Source organism: Nonomuraea sp. KM90 (assembly GCF_052246675.1).
In the GTDB taxonomy this organism is placed as follows: Bacteria; Actinomycetota; Actinomycetes; order Streptosporangiales; family Streptosporangiaceae; genus Nonomuraea.
Genome location: NZ_JBQQCB010000047.1, coordinates 14,266 through 28,155 on the forward strand (window position 1 = coordinate 14,266; position 13,890 = coordinate 28,155).

Genomic DNA, 13,890 nt, shown 5'->3' on the forward strand with positions numbered 1-13,890 from the left:
CCCTTCCCTCCAGAGACAGGACGTGCCCCATGACCGAGAAATCCGCGAGCGTGAGCACCGCGACGATGCGGCGGATCCTGCCCGCGGAGATGGTGGAGCGCGGGCGCAACCCGTTCGATCCGCCGCCCGGCCTGCGGGGACAGGGCGCGGTCCGGCCGGTGGAGCTGCTCAATGGCGCTCGGGCGTGGCTGGTGACGGGGTTCGAGGAGGCCCGTACGGTGCTGTCGGACGCGCGCTTCAGCGCCGACAAGATACGCCACCGGGACGCGACGTCGCTGCGGCCGCACGAGCCGGCCGAGGCGAAGGCGGAGCGGGAGGACGGCATCTTCGTCTTCATGGACCCGCCGGAGCACACCCGGCTGCGGCGCTCACTGACGGGACAGTTCACGGTGCGGCGGATGCGGGAGCTGGAGTCGCGGGTGAGGGAGATCGCGGTCGAGCACATCGAGGCGATGAAGGCGGCGGGCACGGAGGCCGATCTGGTGCCGGCGTTCGCGTTGCCGCTGCCGACGCTGGTCATCTGCGAGTTGCTGGGCGTGGACCACGCCGACCGCGCGGAGTTCCAGGAGCGTACGGCCGTCGGGCTGAACGCGAGCTCGACCCCGCAAGAGCAGGCCACGGCGCGCGCCGAGCTGTACGCGTTCATGCGGCGGCTGGTGGCCGCCAAGCGCTCGACCCCCGCCGACGACCTGCTGTCCGGCCTCGTCCACGACACCGACCCGGCCCTGACGGACGCGCAACTGGTCGATGTCGCCCTCCTGCTGCTCACCGCGGGCCATGAGACCACGGCGAACATGCTGGGCCTGGGCACGTTCGCGCTGCTGGAGCACCCGGACCAGCTCGCCGCGCTGCGCGCCGATCCGGGCCTGATCGACAACGCGGTGGAGGAGCTGCTGCGGTTCCTGTCGATCCTCCAGCTCGGGGTCAGCCGGGTCGCCACCGAGCCGGTGACACTGGGCGGTGTCGACCTCCCCGCCGGCGCGACCGTCGTGATCGCCACGCCCGAGGTCAACCGGGACCCGCGGCACTGGGACGACCCAGACACGCTCGACGTGCGCCGTCCGCGGACTCCGCACCTGGCCTTCGGGCACGGGGTTCACCAGTGCCTGGGGCAGCAGCTGGCCCGGATCGAGCTGCGGATCGGGCTGGGCGAGCTGCTCTCCCGCCTGCCGGGTCTGCGCCTGGCGGTGCCGGCCGAGCAGGTGCCGGTACGCGACGAGATGCTCATCTTCGGCGTACGTTCGCTGCCGGTCACCTGGTCGTGAGACGGCCGGCGCCCTGCCGCCACGGCTTACCGTGTCAGGCGCCCGCGCCGCCGTCGACCGGCACGATCGCGCCGGTCACCATCGAGGCACGGTCGCTGAGCAGCCACGCGGCCACCTCGGCCACCTCGCGCGGCTCGGCCATGCGGCCGAGCGGGGTCGCCGCGTTGTTGCGCTCGATGATGCCCGGGGACACCGCCTCCCACGCGTCGATCATCTCCGTGGCGGTGCCGCCGGGGGTGATGCCGTTCACCCGGATGCCCTGGCGGCCCCAGGTCGCGGCCGCGGTCTCGGTGATGCTGTTGAGCGCGCGCTTCATGGCGCCGTACGCGGGGAGGGCGGGGTTCGCGCGCCGGCTGCCGATGCTCGAGGTGTTGACGATGGCCCCGCCACCGTCCCGGCGCATGAGTGCGGCCTCGGCGGTCATGGCGGTCCAGTGCGCCCGGAAGTTCACCGCGAACTGCTCGTCGATGTCCTCGTCGCTCGTGGTGTCGAGCGGGCCGGGCTGCTGGATCGCCGCGCCGTTGTTGAAGGCGCCGTCGAGCCGTCCGTGCAGCTCCTCCACGCGGTCGACCGCGGCGCGGATGCTCGCACGGTCGGCGAGGTCCATGGTCACCGCGTCCGCGACGCCGCCGTCGGCGCGGATCTCGGTGACGATCCGCTGGAGGGCGTCGGTGCTGCGGGCGGCGAGCACGACGGCTGCCCCCTCGCGGGCGAAGAGCCGGGCCGCGGCCGCCCCGATGCCGCGGCTGGCGCCGGTGATGAACACGACCTTGCCGGTGAGCAGGCCGATGGGTGCGATGTCGATGTCGTTCGTCATGCCGACAGTGTCAGGCCGGCGACCAGGCCGGATGCAGGCACAGACGGTACCAGGATCCAGCGCCGCACAGCGTGCAGACTTGGGGCTATGGACAAACAGGAACTCGGGGCGTTCCTCCGCAGCCGACGCGAGCGGCTCCGGCCGGAGGACGCCGGCCTGCCCTCGGGTCCGCGACGCCGGACGCCGGGTCTGCGCCGTGAGGAGGTGGCGGTCCTCGCGCACATCTCCACGGAGTACTACATCCGGCTCGAACAGGGCAGGGCGCCGCGACCGTCGGGCGAGGTCCTCGCCGGGATCGCCGGCGCGCTGCGGCTCACCGACGCCGAATCCGACCACCTGCACGTCCTCGCGGGCACCGCGCCGAGCGGTGCCGGACTGCATCGGCGCGACGTCCGCCCGAGCATCCTCGCGCTCCTCGAGCGGCTGCCGCAGACGGCCGCCTTCGTGATGTCGGCCGCGTTCGAGGTGCTCGCGTGGAACGACCTCGCGGCCGCGCTGATGGAGAACTTCGCCGATCTCGCCCCGCGGGACCGCAACCTTGCCCGCCGCGCCTTCCTCGGGCCGGCGCGCACCGGCGCCACGCTGTACGGCATCTCCGACGCGGCGGAGTTCCGGCACCACGTCGTCATGGAGCTGCGCTCCACCCTCGCCCGGTACCCGTCCGACCCTGCGGTAACCGAACTCGTCGACGAGCTCCGCGACGCCAGCCCGGAGTTCGCCCGGCTGTGGGAGCGGCACGACGTGCAGGCCGCGCCGACGCTCACGAAGACCTTCCGTCACCCGGTCGTCGGGGAGATCACCGTCGACTGCGACACGCTCACGCTCAAGGACCGCGACCAGCACCTCGTGCTCTACAGCGCGCCGCCAGGATCCCCTGGCGCCGAGGCTCTGGCCCTGCTGAACGTACTTGGCGCCGAGGCCGGCGACTATATGCGGTGACCGGTCGATCAGCTTCCGCGCCGGGCTCCTTCCTGGACGGCCGCGTGCCGCGCCTGGTGCGCACGTCCATCACCCCGATCAAGCCGGGCGAGGTGGGCACGCCGTTCAGGCTCCTCGAACGCGGACCCAGTCGCGACTCTCGCGCAGGACGGTGAACCCGGCCGATCGATAGAGCGCCACCGCGGCGTCGTTGGTGGACGGTGTCACGACGGCGACCGCGCTCGCACCCCGATCGGCGAGAGCCGCGCACGCGCCCAGCACGGCATCGCGCCCGTAGCCGTGCCCGCGATGGTCCGGATGCGTGCCGACCGGCTCGAGCAGCCCGCACCTGCCCGCCCCCGCGAACCATCCGGTCGCCGCGACCACGGCACCATGGCCACGCGCACAGCCGACGCTCAACCCCAGGCTCAGGCGGCTCACGGTGGCCGGCGATGGGGAACGCCTCCCGCGCAGGGTTCATCCCCCGTATCCGCGATGGGCCGCAAACCACTTGAACCCCCGCGAAGTGGGGTAGAACGTCCGCCGTGGGATCCACGGTCACCGTCCCCCAGACCCGCACCATGAGCGGCGAGGAGCTGTCCGCCGACGATGCGTGGGAGACGCTGCGCAAGTACGGCGGCTGGCACTTCGTGCATGACTCGTTCGTCAGGTTCCGCTACGGCGACGGCATGAGCCACTCGCGGGCGCTGGCCTTCCAGATCTGCCTGGCGATCATCCCCGGCGCCATCGCCCTGGTCGGTTTGAGCGCGGTCACCCACCAGGAGGAGCTGGGCCAGGTGCTGCGGCTCACGCTCAGCGCGCTCGCGCCCGGGAGCGGCGCCGAGGCCGTCATGCAGGTGCTGCAAGGCGGGAACGGCACCCGGGACGAGCTGGCGCTCTGGCTCGGCCTGGCCACCACGCTCGCCGCGCTGGCCAGTGCGATGGCGCAGTTCGAGCGGGGCGCGAACCGGATCTACGGCATCGAACGGGACCGTCCGTTCCACCGCAAGTACGCCAGGGCGGTGGTGCTCGCCCTGACCGCCGGGATCTGCCTGATCACCGGGTTCACGGTCCTGGTGAGCGGTGGTGAGCTCGGCGACGCGCTGAGCGAGACGTACGGCTGGGGCGACGCAGGCCGCCAGGCCTACGCCTTCGTCCGCTGGCCGCTCGGCTTCCTGCTCGCGCTCGCCTCCACGGTCATCCTGTTCCGGGCCTCGCCCAGGCGCAGGCAGCCCGGCCACACGTGGCTGGCCGCCGGAGCGCTGGTGGCGCTGGGCTTATGGACGCTCTTCACCCTGGCCCTGGCCCTCTACACCGAGTACAACAGCACGTTCGGCGACACGTACGGGCCGCTGACCGCCGTCATGGCGCTGCTGCTGTGGTCGTTCCTCAGCTCGATCGCCCTCTTCCTGGGGATCGCGTTCGCCGCCCAGCTGGAGGCCTGCCGGGCCGGCTGCGCCGAGCCCGCACACCCGGACTCCGGCCCCACCGCGGAGGAGGAGCGCGAGCCCCTGGTGGGCGAGGTCGGAACGGCCGTGATCACCGCCGTCGGTGGGCTGGTCGGCCGTCGCCGCAGGCAAAGGCGGGTAAGCCGCCCGGACGCCTGAGCCCCCTGCGCGACGCCGTGGCCACCAGGCAGCAGCCCGGCGCCGCCCTCGACCCGGACGCCTCCACCGGCGTGAGGTCGGCTTCGGCGACGGAGTCGGAACCGAACCTCAGTCGTGGTGGCCGGACCGACCGTCGAGAGGGTGCTGGGTGCATCGCCGCCCTCTATGCACGCGCCCAAGTAGTGAGCAAGTAGATAGTCCACTACGAAACCATCTGCTAGAGTCCTTCCTGTTGTCGCACCTTTCACCCCAGGAGAGACCCATGTCCACGCGTGCCCTCATCGTCGACCCCTCCGCCCCGGCGAGCATCGGTCTCGGGGAGATCGCCGATCCCGTCGCCGGATCTGGGCAGTTGCTCGTCGAGGTGGTGCACGCGTCGCTCAACTACGCCGACCTCAACAACGCCGTCTCCGGACGGATCCCGGCCGGTGCGCCGCTGGGGCTCGACGCGTCCGGGATCGTCCTGGAGGCGGCGGCGGACGGCACCGGCCCGGCCGCCGGGGCCCGGGTCGTGCTCTTCGCGGACGGAGCGTTCGCCGAGCGGGTGGCCGTGGACGTCTCGGCGGTGGCCGAGGTCCGCGACGGTGTCGGCTTGGCGGAGGCGGCGGCGCTGCCGACGGCGGGCCTGGCCGCGCTGCGCTCGCTGCGCGGCGCCGGGATCGCCCCCGGCAAGCGCGTGCTGGTGACCGGCGCGTCCGGCGGGGTGGGACGGTACGCCGTGCAGCTGGCCTCCCGGGCCGGGGCGCACGTCATCGCCTCGGTCGGCTCGCCCGCGCGCGGCGACGGTCTGGCCGGTGCGGGGGCCGACGAGGTGGTCGTGGGCCTGGACGGCGTCAAGGAGCCCGTCGACATCGTCGTCGAGACGGTCGGCGGACCGCACCTGGTCGCGGCGTGGGAGCTGCTCGCCCCCGGCGGCAGCCTGCAGTCCGTCGGGTGGACCTCGGGGGAGCCGGCCGTCTTCCCGCCGTACGGGACCGTCGGCCTGCCCAAGACGCTCATGTCCTACGTCAACGAGTTCGGGGCCGCCGATGACCTGGCCGAGCTGGTACGGCTCACCGCCGAAGGCGCCCTGGTGCCCGGGATCGGCTGGCGCGGCTCCTGGGAACGCTTCGCCGAGGCGGCGGACGCGCTGCGCGGCCGGCGGGTGGCGGGCAAGGCGGTCTTCGACGTCAAGCCCCAGGCCTGAGCCGCACGCCCAGGCCGGAGACGGCCACCTCGATGCCGTCCACCGGAGACGGCCACCTCGATGCCGTCCACCGGAGACCGCCACCTCGATGCCGTCCACTGCCGGCAGCAGCCCGAACAGCGCTCCGCGCGGAGAATCCGGATCACGGTCACGCCCGCGGAACACCGCTATAGTGCTGATCGCGCCGGATGCCGGGGTCGTTCTTGAGGGAGGTGTGCAACAGATGCGCAGGACCGTTCAGCAGCGAAGCCGCAGGTCTGTTCCCACCCACCTCCCCAAGCCGGAGACATCGTGTCGATTCGCATCACCCCGCTGACAGACCCCCACCTCACCTCCGCCAGCCGCCGCCTGGCCTGGCTGGCCGCGCTGCCCGGCGGCGTCCCCGCCGGATCGGCGTTCCTCCGCCTGTTCACCAGGGCGGGCCAGGAGCACCTGGCCGAGCTCGACCTCCAGGTCCACCCGGCCGAGCGGCGCAGCGGCGTCGGGTCCGCCCTGCTGACCACCGCGCTGGCCGCGGCCCGGGAGGAGGGCCGGCGCCGCGTCATCGCGGAGGCGGAGCCCGGTGCGCCGGGGGAGGCGTTCCTGTCGGCACGCGGCTTCCGCAAGGTTCTGACCTTGACCTACGCGCGGCTGCCGCTGGCCGGGGCCGACCTGGCCGGCCTCGAGGAGCTCGTACGCAGCCCGCACCCCGGCTACCGGCTGGCCGCGTGGGACGGCGTCGTGCCGGACGAGCTGGCCGAGACCTTCGCCGCGTCCCGCCACGCCATGGACGACATGCCGATGGACGAGGTCGACTACGGCACCGTGACGTGGGACGTCGACCGGCTACGCGAAGCGGCGCGGGCGATCGAGAGCCGGGGCGAGCGGCTCCACACCGTCGTCGCCGTCGCCGAGTCGGATGGCTCCATCGCCGGTTTCACCGAGCTGGTCGTCCCCGGGGACGGCAGGGGCGATGCCCAGCACTACGGCACCGGGGTGCTCCCCGCGCATCGCGGGCACGGCCTGGCCCGCTGGATGAAGGCCGAGGCCGTCCGCCAGGCCCGCGAGCGCTACCCGGAGCTCGACGGCCTGCTGACCGACACCGCCGAGGCCAACCGCCACATGCGGGCCGTCAACGACGCGCTCGGCTACCTGCCGACCCACAAGAAGGTGACGCTCCAGCTCGACTTGTGACGCCCCCGGCAGGTCCCGCGTGACCGCGTACCGAGGCGGAGCCGTGGGTGCCGGTCAGCCGCGCGGGGTGAACTGGTTGAGGTTGTAGATGCCGAGCGTCTTCTCGATGTCGGCCACCTGGTTGACGACGCCGGTGAAGCCGGCCGCGCCGAAACGGCGGTGCTCCTCGTCCTCGAAGATGTCGGCCATCTCCAGGAACTCCTTGGTCGGGACCACCTCGCGCAGCGCCGGGAAGACGACGGTGTCCTCGCGGGCCTCGTGCGGCTCGTACATGCGGATGAACGCGCTCATGTCGGCGACGAGACGCTGATGGGCCGGACCGGGGGAGGCCGTGGGCGTGGCGCCGCCGGTGGCCGCGATGATCCGGCCGGTCACGACGCGCCCGCGCCGGTGCTGCAGCAGGAGCACCGGGACGATGTCGGTCAGCTTTCCCGCCTTGACCAGGCGCGGGAACACGTACCGCTCCTCCAGCTGCTCGTGGTAGTCCTCGATGAAGCTGCGGATGATGCGTGCGCCGGCGTTCAGCGCCTGGGCCGGCACCTGCTCGCCGGCGTTGATCCGCCGGATACCCTCCCGGTAGATCAGCAGGATCCGCTTGAGCACGCCGTGCTCGCGCATCAGATCCTCCGGCGGCGTCACCGGCGCCTGGTCCACCTCCTGGGTCGCCCCCGGCGTCGGCGACGCCGGAGGGGACTCGGCGCCCGTCATCGCGCGCATGCCCTCCATGCTCCCGCAGCCTGCCACGACCAGGCCCCCGGCCAGGGCGGCGGGCAGCGCCAGCGCGTCACGCCTGCGCACCGCCGGCTGCCGGGCGTCCGTACTGTCTGCCATCACCGTCACCACCTCGTCCTCGCGTCCCCCGGGGGACCGGTCACACCTTCCGAGCCCTTCCCGCAGGCAGGCCATTTGAGGGAATCGCCCGGGTAATGCTTGTCTCAGGCGGCTGCGGCACGATGGCCGGAGCGGTCAGCCGGCCTGGCCGGTGGGCATGATCGTCACCTGCTGGAGGTTCGCCCGAGGCGGCAGGGTCGCGACGAACCCGACGGTCCGCGCGACGTCCTCGGGCGTCAGCCACTCCATCGCCTCCTTGGAGCCCTCCAGCCAGGCCAGCGCCCCCTCGTCGGTGACGTGGCTCTGCAACTCGGTGCCGACGATGCCCGGCTCGATCGCCGAGACCCGCACGTTCTTGGCGCCCAGCTCGGCCCGCAGGTGCCGGGACAGGTGGGTGACGTACGCCTTGGTCGCCGAGTAGACGGCGAAGTTCGGGAAGATGTTCTGCGCCGCGATCGAGGAGGTGTTGATCAGGTCGGCGACCCCGCGCTCGGCGGCGGTCGCGACGAGCTGGGGGGTGAAGGCGCCGATGACGTTCATCAGCCCGGTGATGTTGAGGTCGATCTGGCGCTGCCACTGGTCGGTGGCCAGCTCCTCGATCGGGGCGGGGAGCATGACGCCCGCGTTGTTGAACAGCAGGTCGGCGCCGCCCAGCTCGGCGGCCACCCGGTCGGCGGCGGCGCGCACGGCGGCCGCGTCGGTCACGTCGGCGGCCAGGGCCAGGGCCCGGCCCCCGTCCCGCTCGATCCGGGCGACCAGGTCGGCCAGCCGGTCCGCCCGCCGGGCCAGGACGACGACGTGCGCGCCGAGTCCGGCCAGATGCTCGGCCGCGGCCTCGCCGATGCCGCTGGAGGCGCCGGTGACGACCGCCACGCGGCCGGCGAGGGGACGGGCAAGGGTCTGCGTGGTCATGGTGCACACCTTTCGGGGTGATTGACGGGTACGCGGCCGGTCGCCGCGCTTCCTCATCCAGCACACCAGCCGCCACCACCCCCGCGGGGCGCCCGACCATGCCCTGACCGGGCAGGTGCCCGCGAGGCAGGTACTGGCAGGGCCACCCAGCCGGGTCGGGGCACCCCCGGGCGTGGCCACAATGGGGGTATGGACCGCAGTCGCGAGCTCGCCGACTTCCTGTGCTCACGCCGTGCCCGGATCACCCCCGACCAGACGGGGCTGCCCGCCGACGGCCGGGCCAGGCGCGTGCCCGGCCTGCGCCGCGACGAGGTCGCCCGGCTGGCCGGCGTCAGCACCGAGTACTACACGCGTCTCGAGCAGGGCCGGGCCGGCAACCCTTCCCCCGAGGTCACCGAGGCGCTGGCACGTGCGCTGCAGCTCGACCTCGCCGAGCGCGAGCACCTCAACGACCTGCTGGCCCGCCCCGCCCGCCGGGCCCCGATCGCGCCGCAGCGGGTCCGGCCGGGGCTCCACCTGATGTTGCGGACGCTCGATCACGTGCCGGCGTTCATCGTCGGCCGCCGTACGGACATCCTGGCCGCCAACCGCCTGGCCCGCGAGGTCCTGACCGACTTCGACGCCCTTCCCGTGCCGCAGCGCAATCTCGCCCGCTACTACCTGCTCGACCCCGAGGCGCGCACCCGCACCGGCGACTGGGAGCGCATCGCCGCCGAGACCGTCGCCATGCTCCGCCTGGAGGCCGGCCGCTACCCGCACGACCGCCGCCTCGCCGACCTCGTCGGCGAGCTCACCCTGCGCTCGCCGGAGTTCAGCTCGTGGTGGAACGATCATCGCGTGCTGCGCCGCACGCACGGCACCAAGGTCTACCACCACCCCCTCGTCGGCGAGCTCCACTTCTCCTACGAGTCGCTCCAGCCGCCGGGTGACAACGACCAGACCCTGTGCGTCTACAACGTCGAGCCGGGTTCGGAGACCGCCCAGGCGCTCCAGCTCCTCGCCAGCTGGACGGCACCGCGGCAGGATCCGGTGTCATAGAGCCGCCTTCTCCCGGGCGAGCAGGCGGGCCACCTCTCCTGGGTGCGTGAGGTGCGGGTGGTGCCCGGCGCCGTCGATCGTGGTCACGGGCTTGTTCACGGGCACGGTCAGCGGGTCGGCCGATCCGACGACGATCTCCACGGGGACGCTCACCCGGTCCAGGGTCCGGCGGAGCTCGTGGCGGGTGGCGTGGGACGCGCGCAGCGCGGCGATGACGCGGCGGGCCTGGCCGCGCCGGGCGAGTCCGGCCACGGCGGCGCGTACGGCGGGGCCGTCCGGGACGCCCAGGGTGCGGGCCAGGCGGGGCGCGGACATGCGGCGCAGCAGGGGTGCGGCGAGCCTTGAGCGCAGCGGCCGGGGTGCGGGGGCCTGGAGGAAGGCGGGGGAGACCAGCACCAGCCGGGACAGCCGGTCCGGATGGGCGGCGGCGTAGCGCAGGGCGGGGCCGCAGGCCAGCGAGTGCGCGACGAGCACCGGCCGGGTCCTGACCGGGCTGAGCAGGTCGGCGAGCCAGGCGTCCACGGGGCCGTTCCCCGGGGCCGATCTGCCGAGTCCGGGCAGGTCGGCGGTCAGCACGGGGGAGCCGAGCCGGTCGATGACGGGCTCCCAGGAGTCGGAGTCCAGCGGCAGGCCGTGCAGGAGCACGTGGCCGGGCTCCGCACGGTTCCCGGCGACCCAGGTCGAGGTGCCGGCCACCCGCTGGTACCCGTACGGGCGGCGCGGTGCGGGGGTCGCGCCGAAGCGGGTCGCCACCAGGTCGTCGGCCCAGGTCCTGAGGGTGGCCTCGACGGGCGGCGGCCGCAGGCCGCTCCGCTCGGCGAGGGCCCGGGCGAGCGCGGTGTCGTACCGGTCGGGCGACAGGAACGTCAACGTCTCGGGATCGGCGCCGGTCAGGGCACGGGGGAGGCGGCGCAGCAGCCCGACCGGGATCGTACGCCGGGGCGCCCGCACCCCCATGTGCTCGGCGAGGAGCCCGATCAGCTCCGGCAGGACCGGCGTCCGGTCGTCCAGGATCCAGTAGGCGGCCCCCCGGCTCTCCTCGTGTGCGGGCAGGCCGGCCAGGAAGGCCGCGAGGTAGCCGACGTCGACCACGGGGACGAACACCTCGGGGCCGCCGGGGACGGCCGGCAGCCGCCCGTGCCACAGGTCGGACACCAGGGCCGCCAGGCCGACGTACTGGCCGGGGCCGATGGCCGTGGCGGGGTTGGCGAGGGTCAGCGGGACGCCGCGCTCGCGGGCGCGCGCCCGCAGGGCCGTGTCGCCCTCCTTCTTGGACGCCTCGTACGCGCCCAGCCGGTAGTCGGGCGGGTCCCCCTCCGGGCCGCTCACCCGGTAGCCGCTGACGTGCACCAGCCGGCGCAGGTCCGCCAGGGAGGCGGCCCAGTCGAGCACGTTCAGGGCGCCGGTCACGTTCGCGGCGCGCGCCTCCGCCACGGTCAGGCCGAACGCGTAGCGGCCGGCGCAGTTGTAGACGTCGCGCACGGCCGTCAGGTCGGCCGCGGCCAGGCCGAGATCGGGCCGGGTGATGTCGGCGCCGACGACGGTCAGCCCGTCCAGCGGGACGTCCTGGCCGGTGAGCCACGACGTGAGAGCGTCGCCGCCGGTCCGTACCGCCGCGGCGACCACGTGGCCGCGGCGCAGGAGTTCGGCGACCAGTGAGCGCCCGATGAAGCCGGCGGCGCCGAAGACGATCGAGTCGGGTCGCATGAGCGGCTCCTTAATAGATCGGTCTACATATTTTTTGGGCAGGCGAACGCGAACCTCCGGCGAAGCACCGTCAGAGGGCCAGGAACGCGGTGATCTTTCGTGTGACGCGGTCGAGCGGATCCCGGCTGCGGTGCGTCCTGGCGAGCAGGAGCGCGCCCTCGACCAGGGCGAGCACGGTCGTGGCGAGGTCGTCGGGGTCGGGATGCCCGTCGGCGGCCAGCCGGTCGCGCAGGGCGCCCTCCCACGAGTCGTACACCTCGGCGCAGACCTCCTGGAGCGGGTCGTCGGTGGCCGCCATCTCCAGGGCGACCGTGGCCACCGGGCATCCCTTGCGCCAGCCCGAGGCCTCCAGCCGGTCGCCGAGCAGGCCGAGCACGCCGGTGACCAGGGCGGCCGCATCGGGGGCCGAGCCCGCCAGGTCGCGCACGGCCTGGTCGATCTCGCGGCCGGCCCGCCGCAGCGCCTCGGCGACCATGGCGTCCTTGCCGCCGGGGAAGTGGAAGTAGAGCGAACCCCTGGGCATCCCGCTGGCCGCGATCACCTGGTTCAGCCCGGCGCCGTAGTAACCACCCGACTCGATGAGCTCCTGGGTCGCGTCGAGCAGTCGCCCGCGTGTCTCGTCACCCTTCCGTCCCATGCCGAAGAAACTAGACCGGTCTTCATATTTCCGCAACCCCGACCGCTTGACGTTCACCCACCCGGGCCTTGGGCAGGGGATTGCCTACCTCCCGGCATCGTCAAAGGAGAGGTTCAGCATGACGAGAGGATTCCCACCGGCCGGCCTCGTCGAGCCGTCGTCTCGCGGCTACCTGTACGCCGGCCTGAGCGTCGATCCGCCCGGACGGGCACCCTTCGTACGCCGGAGCAGCCGCCGCGGCGAGGTGATCGGCCAGTGGCGCGAGCTGGCGGAGAGCATGACCGGCGTGCCCGAGGTGGTCGGCGCGACCGTCTACGAGGCGGTGCTGATCCCGCCGATCGCGGGCGGCCCGCGCTTCGACGTCATCATGCTCGTGCAGACCACCTCGGTGGAGACGCTCGCGGCCGTTCCGATCGAGAAGCTCCAGGCCGAGCTGGTCATGCCGGCGCGCAACGTCAGGCGGATCGGCGACATCGACGCGAAGGCGCCGGGGACGTACCTGTTCAACCACTTCACCGCGCCGGACCCGGAGGCTGGGGTGGCGGCGTGGGAGCGGCTGGCGGGCTGGTACACGTTCAAGGCCGGCGTGGACAACTCGGCGCTGCTGCGCCCCGTCGAGGACCGGGGGCCGTTCGCCTTCGTCAACCACGTACGGCTGCCCGGCAGCGCGCCCACCTTCCTGCTCAACCAGTTCCTCAGGCCCAGCTTCCACCGCTACGTCAGGGCCACGCTGAAGGCCAACGGCATGGTCGCCATGCCGATCCTGTGCCGTCCCGCCTGATATGGTGTAGAAGAACCTTTGAAGCCTTCTCGGCCGGATCCTTGTCCGCCGGGGAGGCTTTTTTCATGCCCGCACTCGGACGGGCGTCCCTTTCTCCAGCGAACACGTAAGGCTGATCATGACCGCACAGACGAGCCCCGCCGCGGCGGCGGGCGACTGGAAACTCGGCGACCTGACCGTCAACCGGATGGGATTCGGCGCGATGCGCCTGACGGGCAGCGTCGCCTTCGGCCCCGGTGCGCCCGGCGACCGGGAGCGGTCGATCCGCGTGCTGCGGCGCGCGATCGAGCTCGGGGTCAACCACATCGACACCGCCGCGTTCTACTTCTCGCCGCTCCTGTCGGCCAACGAGCTGATCAACCGGGCACTGGCCCCCTACCCGGACGACCTGGTCATCGTCACGAAGGTGTGGCCGGCCCGGGACCCGTCCGGCGCATGGTGGTGGGCCACGCCGGAGCAGCTGCGCGGGCAGGTCGAGGAGAACCTGCGCCAGCTCGGCCGCGACCACCTCGACGTGGTGAACCTGCGCGTACCGCCCAGCCGGAAGGGCGGCTCGATCGCCGAGCACTTCGGCGCCCTGGCCGGGCTGCGCGACGCCGGGCTCATCCGCCACCTGGGCGTCTCCAACGCCACGCCGGAGCAGCTGGCCGAGGCCCGGTCCATCGCACCGGTGGTCTGCGTGCAGAACCCCTTCGGCGTCGGCGCGCCGCCCGACGCGCGGGAGCTGCTGCGCAGCTGCGCCGAGCAGGGCATCGCCTTCGTGCCGTTCTTCGCGATCGCCGGCGCCGGGCGCGAGTCGGGCGCGACCGCGCCCGAGCACGACGCCGTGCTCGCCGTCGCCCGCGCGCACGGCGTGACACCCGCGCAGGTACGGCTGGCCTGGACGCTGCAGCAGGGGCCGAACGTGCTGGCCATCCCGGGCACCGGCAATCCCGACCACCTCGCCGAGAACATCGCCGCCGGGGCGCTGCGGCTGTCCGACGACGAGATGGCGACCCTGCGTTCCCTCGGGTAGGTG

At 73.2% G+C, this 13,890-nt stretch carries 14 protein-coding genes; 8 read left to right on the forward strand and 6 right to left on the reverse strand.

All coding sequences use genetic code 11. The features are described from left to right. Positions 1-29 precede the first annotated feature (29 nt). Positions 30-1,265: a cytochrome P450 gene (locus ACTWPW_RS34465; protein ID WP_443171077.1), complete on the forward strand. Its 1,236-nt coding sequence runs from the start codon at positions 30-32 to the stop codon at positions 1,263-1,265. Positions 1,266-1,299: 34 nt separating this feature from the next. Here the strand turns inward: ACTWPW_RS34465 and ACTWPW_RS34470 are convergent, their stop codons facing one another. After that, positions 1,300-2,082, reverse strand: coding sequence for an SDR family NAD(P)-dependent oxidoreductase (locus tag ACTWPW_RS34470; RefSeq protein ID WP_443171078.1), 783 nt, complete (start codon positions 2,080-2,082; stop codon positions 1,300-1,302). A gap of 87 nt (positions 2,083-2,169) precedes the next feature. Between ACTWPW_RS34470 and ACTWPW_RS34475 the strand changes: the two genes are divergently transcribed. Continuing rightward, entirely contained in the window at positions 2,170-3,021 is an 852-nt protein-coding gene (locus ACTWPW_RS34475; protein WP_443171079.1) for a helix-turn-helix transcriptional regulator, read from the forward strand. A 105-nt stretch (positions 3,022-3,126) separates the two neighbouring features. Here ACTWPW_RS34475 and ACTWPW_RS34480 read toward each other — a convergent pair whose 3' ends face one another. Continuing rightward, positions 3,127-3,441: a GNAT family N-acetyltransferase gene (locus ACTWPW_RS34480; RefSeq protein WP_443171080.1), complete on the reverse strand. Its 315-nt coding sequence runs from the start codon at positions 3,439-3,441 to the stop codon at positions 3,127-3,129. 104 nt (positions 3,442-3,545) lie between these two features. On the opposite strand from ACTWPW_RS34480, the gene ACTWPW_RS34485 reads away from it, so the two are divergent. The 3 genes from ACTWPW_RS34485 (at position 3,546) to ACTWPW_RS34495 (ending at position 6,966) form a co-directional block, all read left to right on the forward strand. Then, positions 3,546-4,607 carry a YihY/virulence factor BrkB family protein gene (locus ACTWPW_RS34485; RefSeq protein WP_443171081.1) on the forward strand — a complete coding sequence of 354 codons (1,062 nt, stop codon included), beginning with the start codon at positions 3,546-3,548 and terminating at the stop codon, positions 4,605-4,607. A 262-nt stretch (positions 4,608-4,869) separates the two neighbouring features. After that, the gene (locus tag ACTWPW_RS34490) at positions 4,870-5,793 is read left to right on the forward strand and encodes a zinc-binding dehydrogenase (protein ID WP_443171082.1); all 924 of its coding nucleotides are present in this window, start codon (positions 4,870-4,872) and stop codon (positions 5,791-5,793) included. Positions 5,794-6,084: 291 nt separating this feature from the next. Continuing rightward, positions 6,085-6,966, forward strand: coding sequence for a GNAT family N-acetyltransferase (locus ACTWPW_RS34495; protein WP_443171083.1), 882 nt, complete (start codon positions 6,085-6,087; stop codon positions 6,964-6,966). A gap of 54 nt (positions 6,967-7,020) precedes the next feature. On the opposite strand, the gene ACTWPW_RS34500 is transcribed toward ACTWPW_RS34495, so the two are convergent. Continuing rightward, positions 7,021-7,797, reverse strand: a complete 777-nt coding sequence (locus ACTWPW_RS34500) for a hemerythrin domain-containing protein (RefSeq protein ID WP_443171084.1) — start codon at positions 7,795-7,797, stop codon at positions 7,021-7,023. A 135-nt stretch (positions 7,798-7,932) separates the two neighbouring features. Beyond that, positions 7,933-8,709 carry an SDR family oxidoreductase gene (locus tag ACTWPW_RS34505; RefSeq protein ID WP_375112390.1) on the reverse strand — a complete coding sequence of 259 codons (777 nt, stop codon included), beginning with the start codon at positions 8,707-8,709 and terminating at the stop codon, positions 7,933-7,935. 189 nt (positions 8,710-8,898) lie between these two features. Here ACTWPW_RS34505 and ACTWPW_RS34510 point away from each other — a divergent pair, with 189 nt between their 5' ends. After that, positions 8,899-9,747 carry a helix-turn-helix transcriptional regulator gene (locus ACTWPW_RS34510; RefSeq protein WP_443171085.1) on the forward strand — a complete coding sequence of 283 codons (849 nt, stop codon included), beginning with the start codon at positions 8,899-8,901 and terminating at the stop codon, positions 9,745-9,747. Here ACTWPW_RS34510 and ACTWPW_RS34515 read toward each other — a convergent pair. Together ACTWPW_RS34515 and ACTWPW_RS34520 are read right to left on the reverse strand one after the other, a co-directional pair. Further along, positions 9,742-11,454, reverse strand: coding sequence for an alpha/beta fold hydrolase (locus tag ACTWPW_RS34515; protein ID WP_443171086.1), 1,713 nt, complete (start codon positions 11,452-11,454; stop codon positions 9,742-9,744). The genes ACTWPW_RS34510 and ACTWPW_RS34515 overlap by 6 nt on opposite strands. 70 nt (positions 11,455-11,524) lie before the next feature. Beyond that, positions 11,525-12,091, reverse strand: coding sequence for a TetR/AcrR family transcriptional regulator (locus ACTWPW_RS34520; protein WP_443171087.1), 567 nt, complete (start codon positions 12,089-12,091; stop codon positions 11,525-11,527). Between the two features lie 118 nt (positions 12,092-12,209). On the opposite strand from ACTWPW_RS34520, the gene ACTWPW_RS34525 reads away from it, so the two are divergent. Both ACTWPW_RS34525 and ACTWPW_RS34530 read left to right on the forward strand, forming a co-directional pair. Next, positions 12,210-12,872, forward strand: coding sequence for a hypothetical protein (locus ACTWPW_RS34525; protein ID WP_375112386.1), 663 nt, complete (start codon positions 12,210-12,212; stop codon positions 12,870-12,872). 118 nt (positions 12,873-12,990) lie between these two features. Continuing rightward, positions 12,991-13,887, forward strand: coding sequence for an oxidoreductase (locus ACTWPW_RS34530; protein ID WP_443171088.1), 897 nt, complete (start codon positions 12,991-12,993; stop codon positions 13,885-13,887). Positions 13,888-13,890 lie beyond the last annotated feature (3 nt).

Bases quoted from the DNA above. Each gene is read 5' to 3' on its own strand.
- ACTWPW_RS34505 (WP_375112390.1), bottom strand. From the start codon at position 8,709: ATGACCACGCAGACCCTTGCCCGTCCCCTCGCCGGCCGCGTGGCGGTC.
- ACTWPW_RS34470 (WP_443171078.1), bottom strand. From the start codon at position 2,082: ATGACGAACGACATCGACATCGCACCCATCGGCCTGCTCACCGGCAAG.
- ACTWPW_RS34530 (WP_443171088.1), top strand. From the start codon at position 12,991: ATGACCGCACAGACGAGCCCCGCCGCGGCGGCGGGCGACTGGAAACTC.
- ACTWPW_RS34500 (WP_443171084.1), bottom strand. From the start codon at position 7,797: ATGGCAGACAGTACGGACGCCCGGCAGCCGGCGGTGCGCAGGCGTGAC.
- ACTWPW_RS34515 (WP_443171086.1), bottom strand. From the start codon at position 11,454: ATGCGACCCGACTCGATCGTCTTCGGCGCCGCCGGCTTCATCGGGCGC.
- ACTWPW_RS34510 (WP_443171085.1), top strand. From the start codon at position 8,899: ATGGACCGCAGTCGCGAGCTCGCCGACTTCCTGTGCTCACGCCGTGCC.
- ACTWPW_RS34475 (WP_443171079.1), top strand. From the start codon at position 2,170: ATGGACAAACAGGAACTCGGGGCGTTCCTCCGCAGCCGACGCGAGCGG.
- ACTWPW_RS34465 (WP_443171077.1), top strand. From the start codon at position 30: ATGACCGAGAAATCCGCGAGCGTGAGCACCGCGACGATGCGGCGGATC.
- ACTWPW_RS34520 (WP_443171087.1), bottom strand. From the start codon at position 12,091: ATGGGACGGAAGGGTGACGAGACACGCGGGCGACTGCTCGACGCGACC.
- ACTWPW_RS34490 (WP_443171082.1), top strand. From the start codon at position 4,870: ATGTCCACGCGTGCCCTCATCGTCGACCCCTCCGCCCCGGCGAGCATC.
- ACTWPW_RS34525 (WP_375112386.1), top strand. From the start codon at position 12,210: ATGACGAGAGGATTCCCACCGGCCGGCCTCGTCGAGCCGTCGTCTCGC.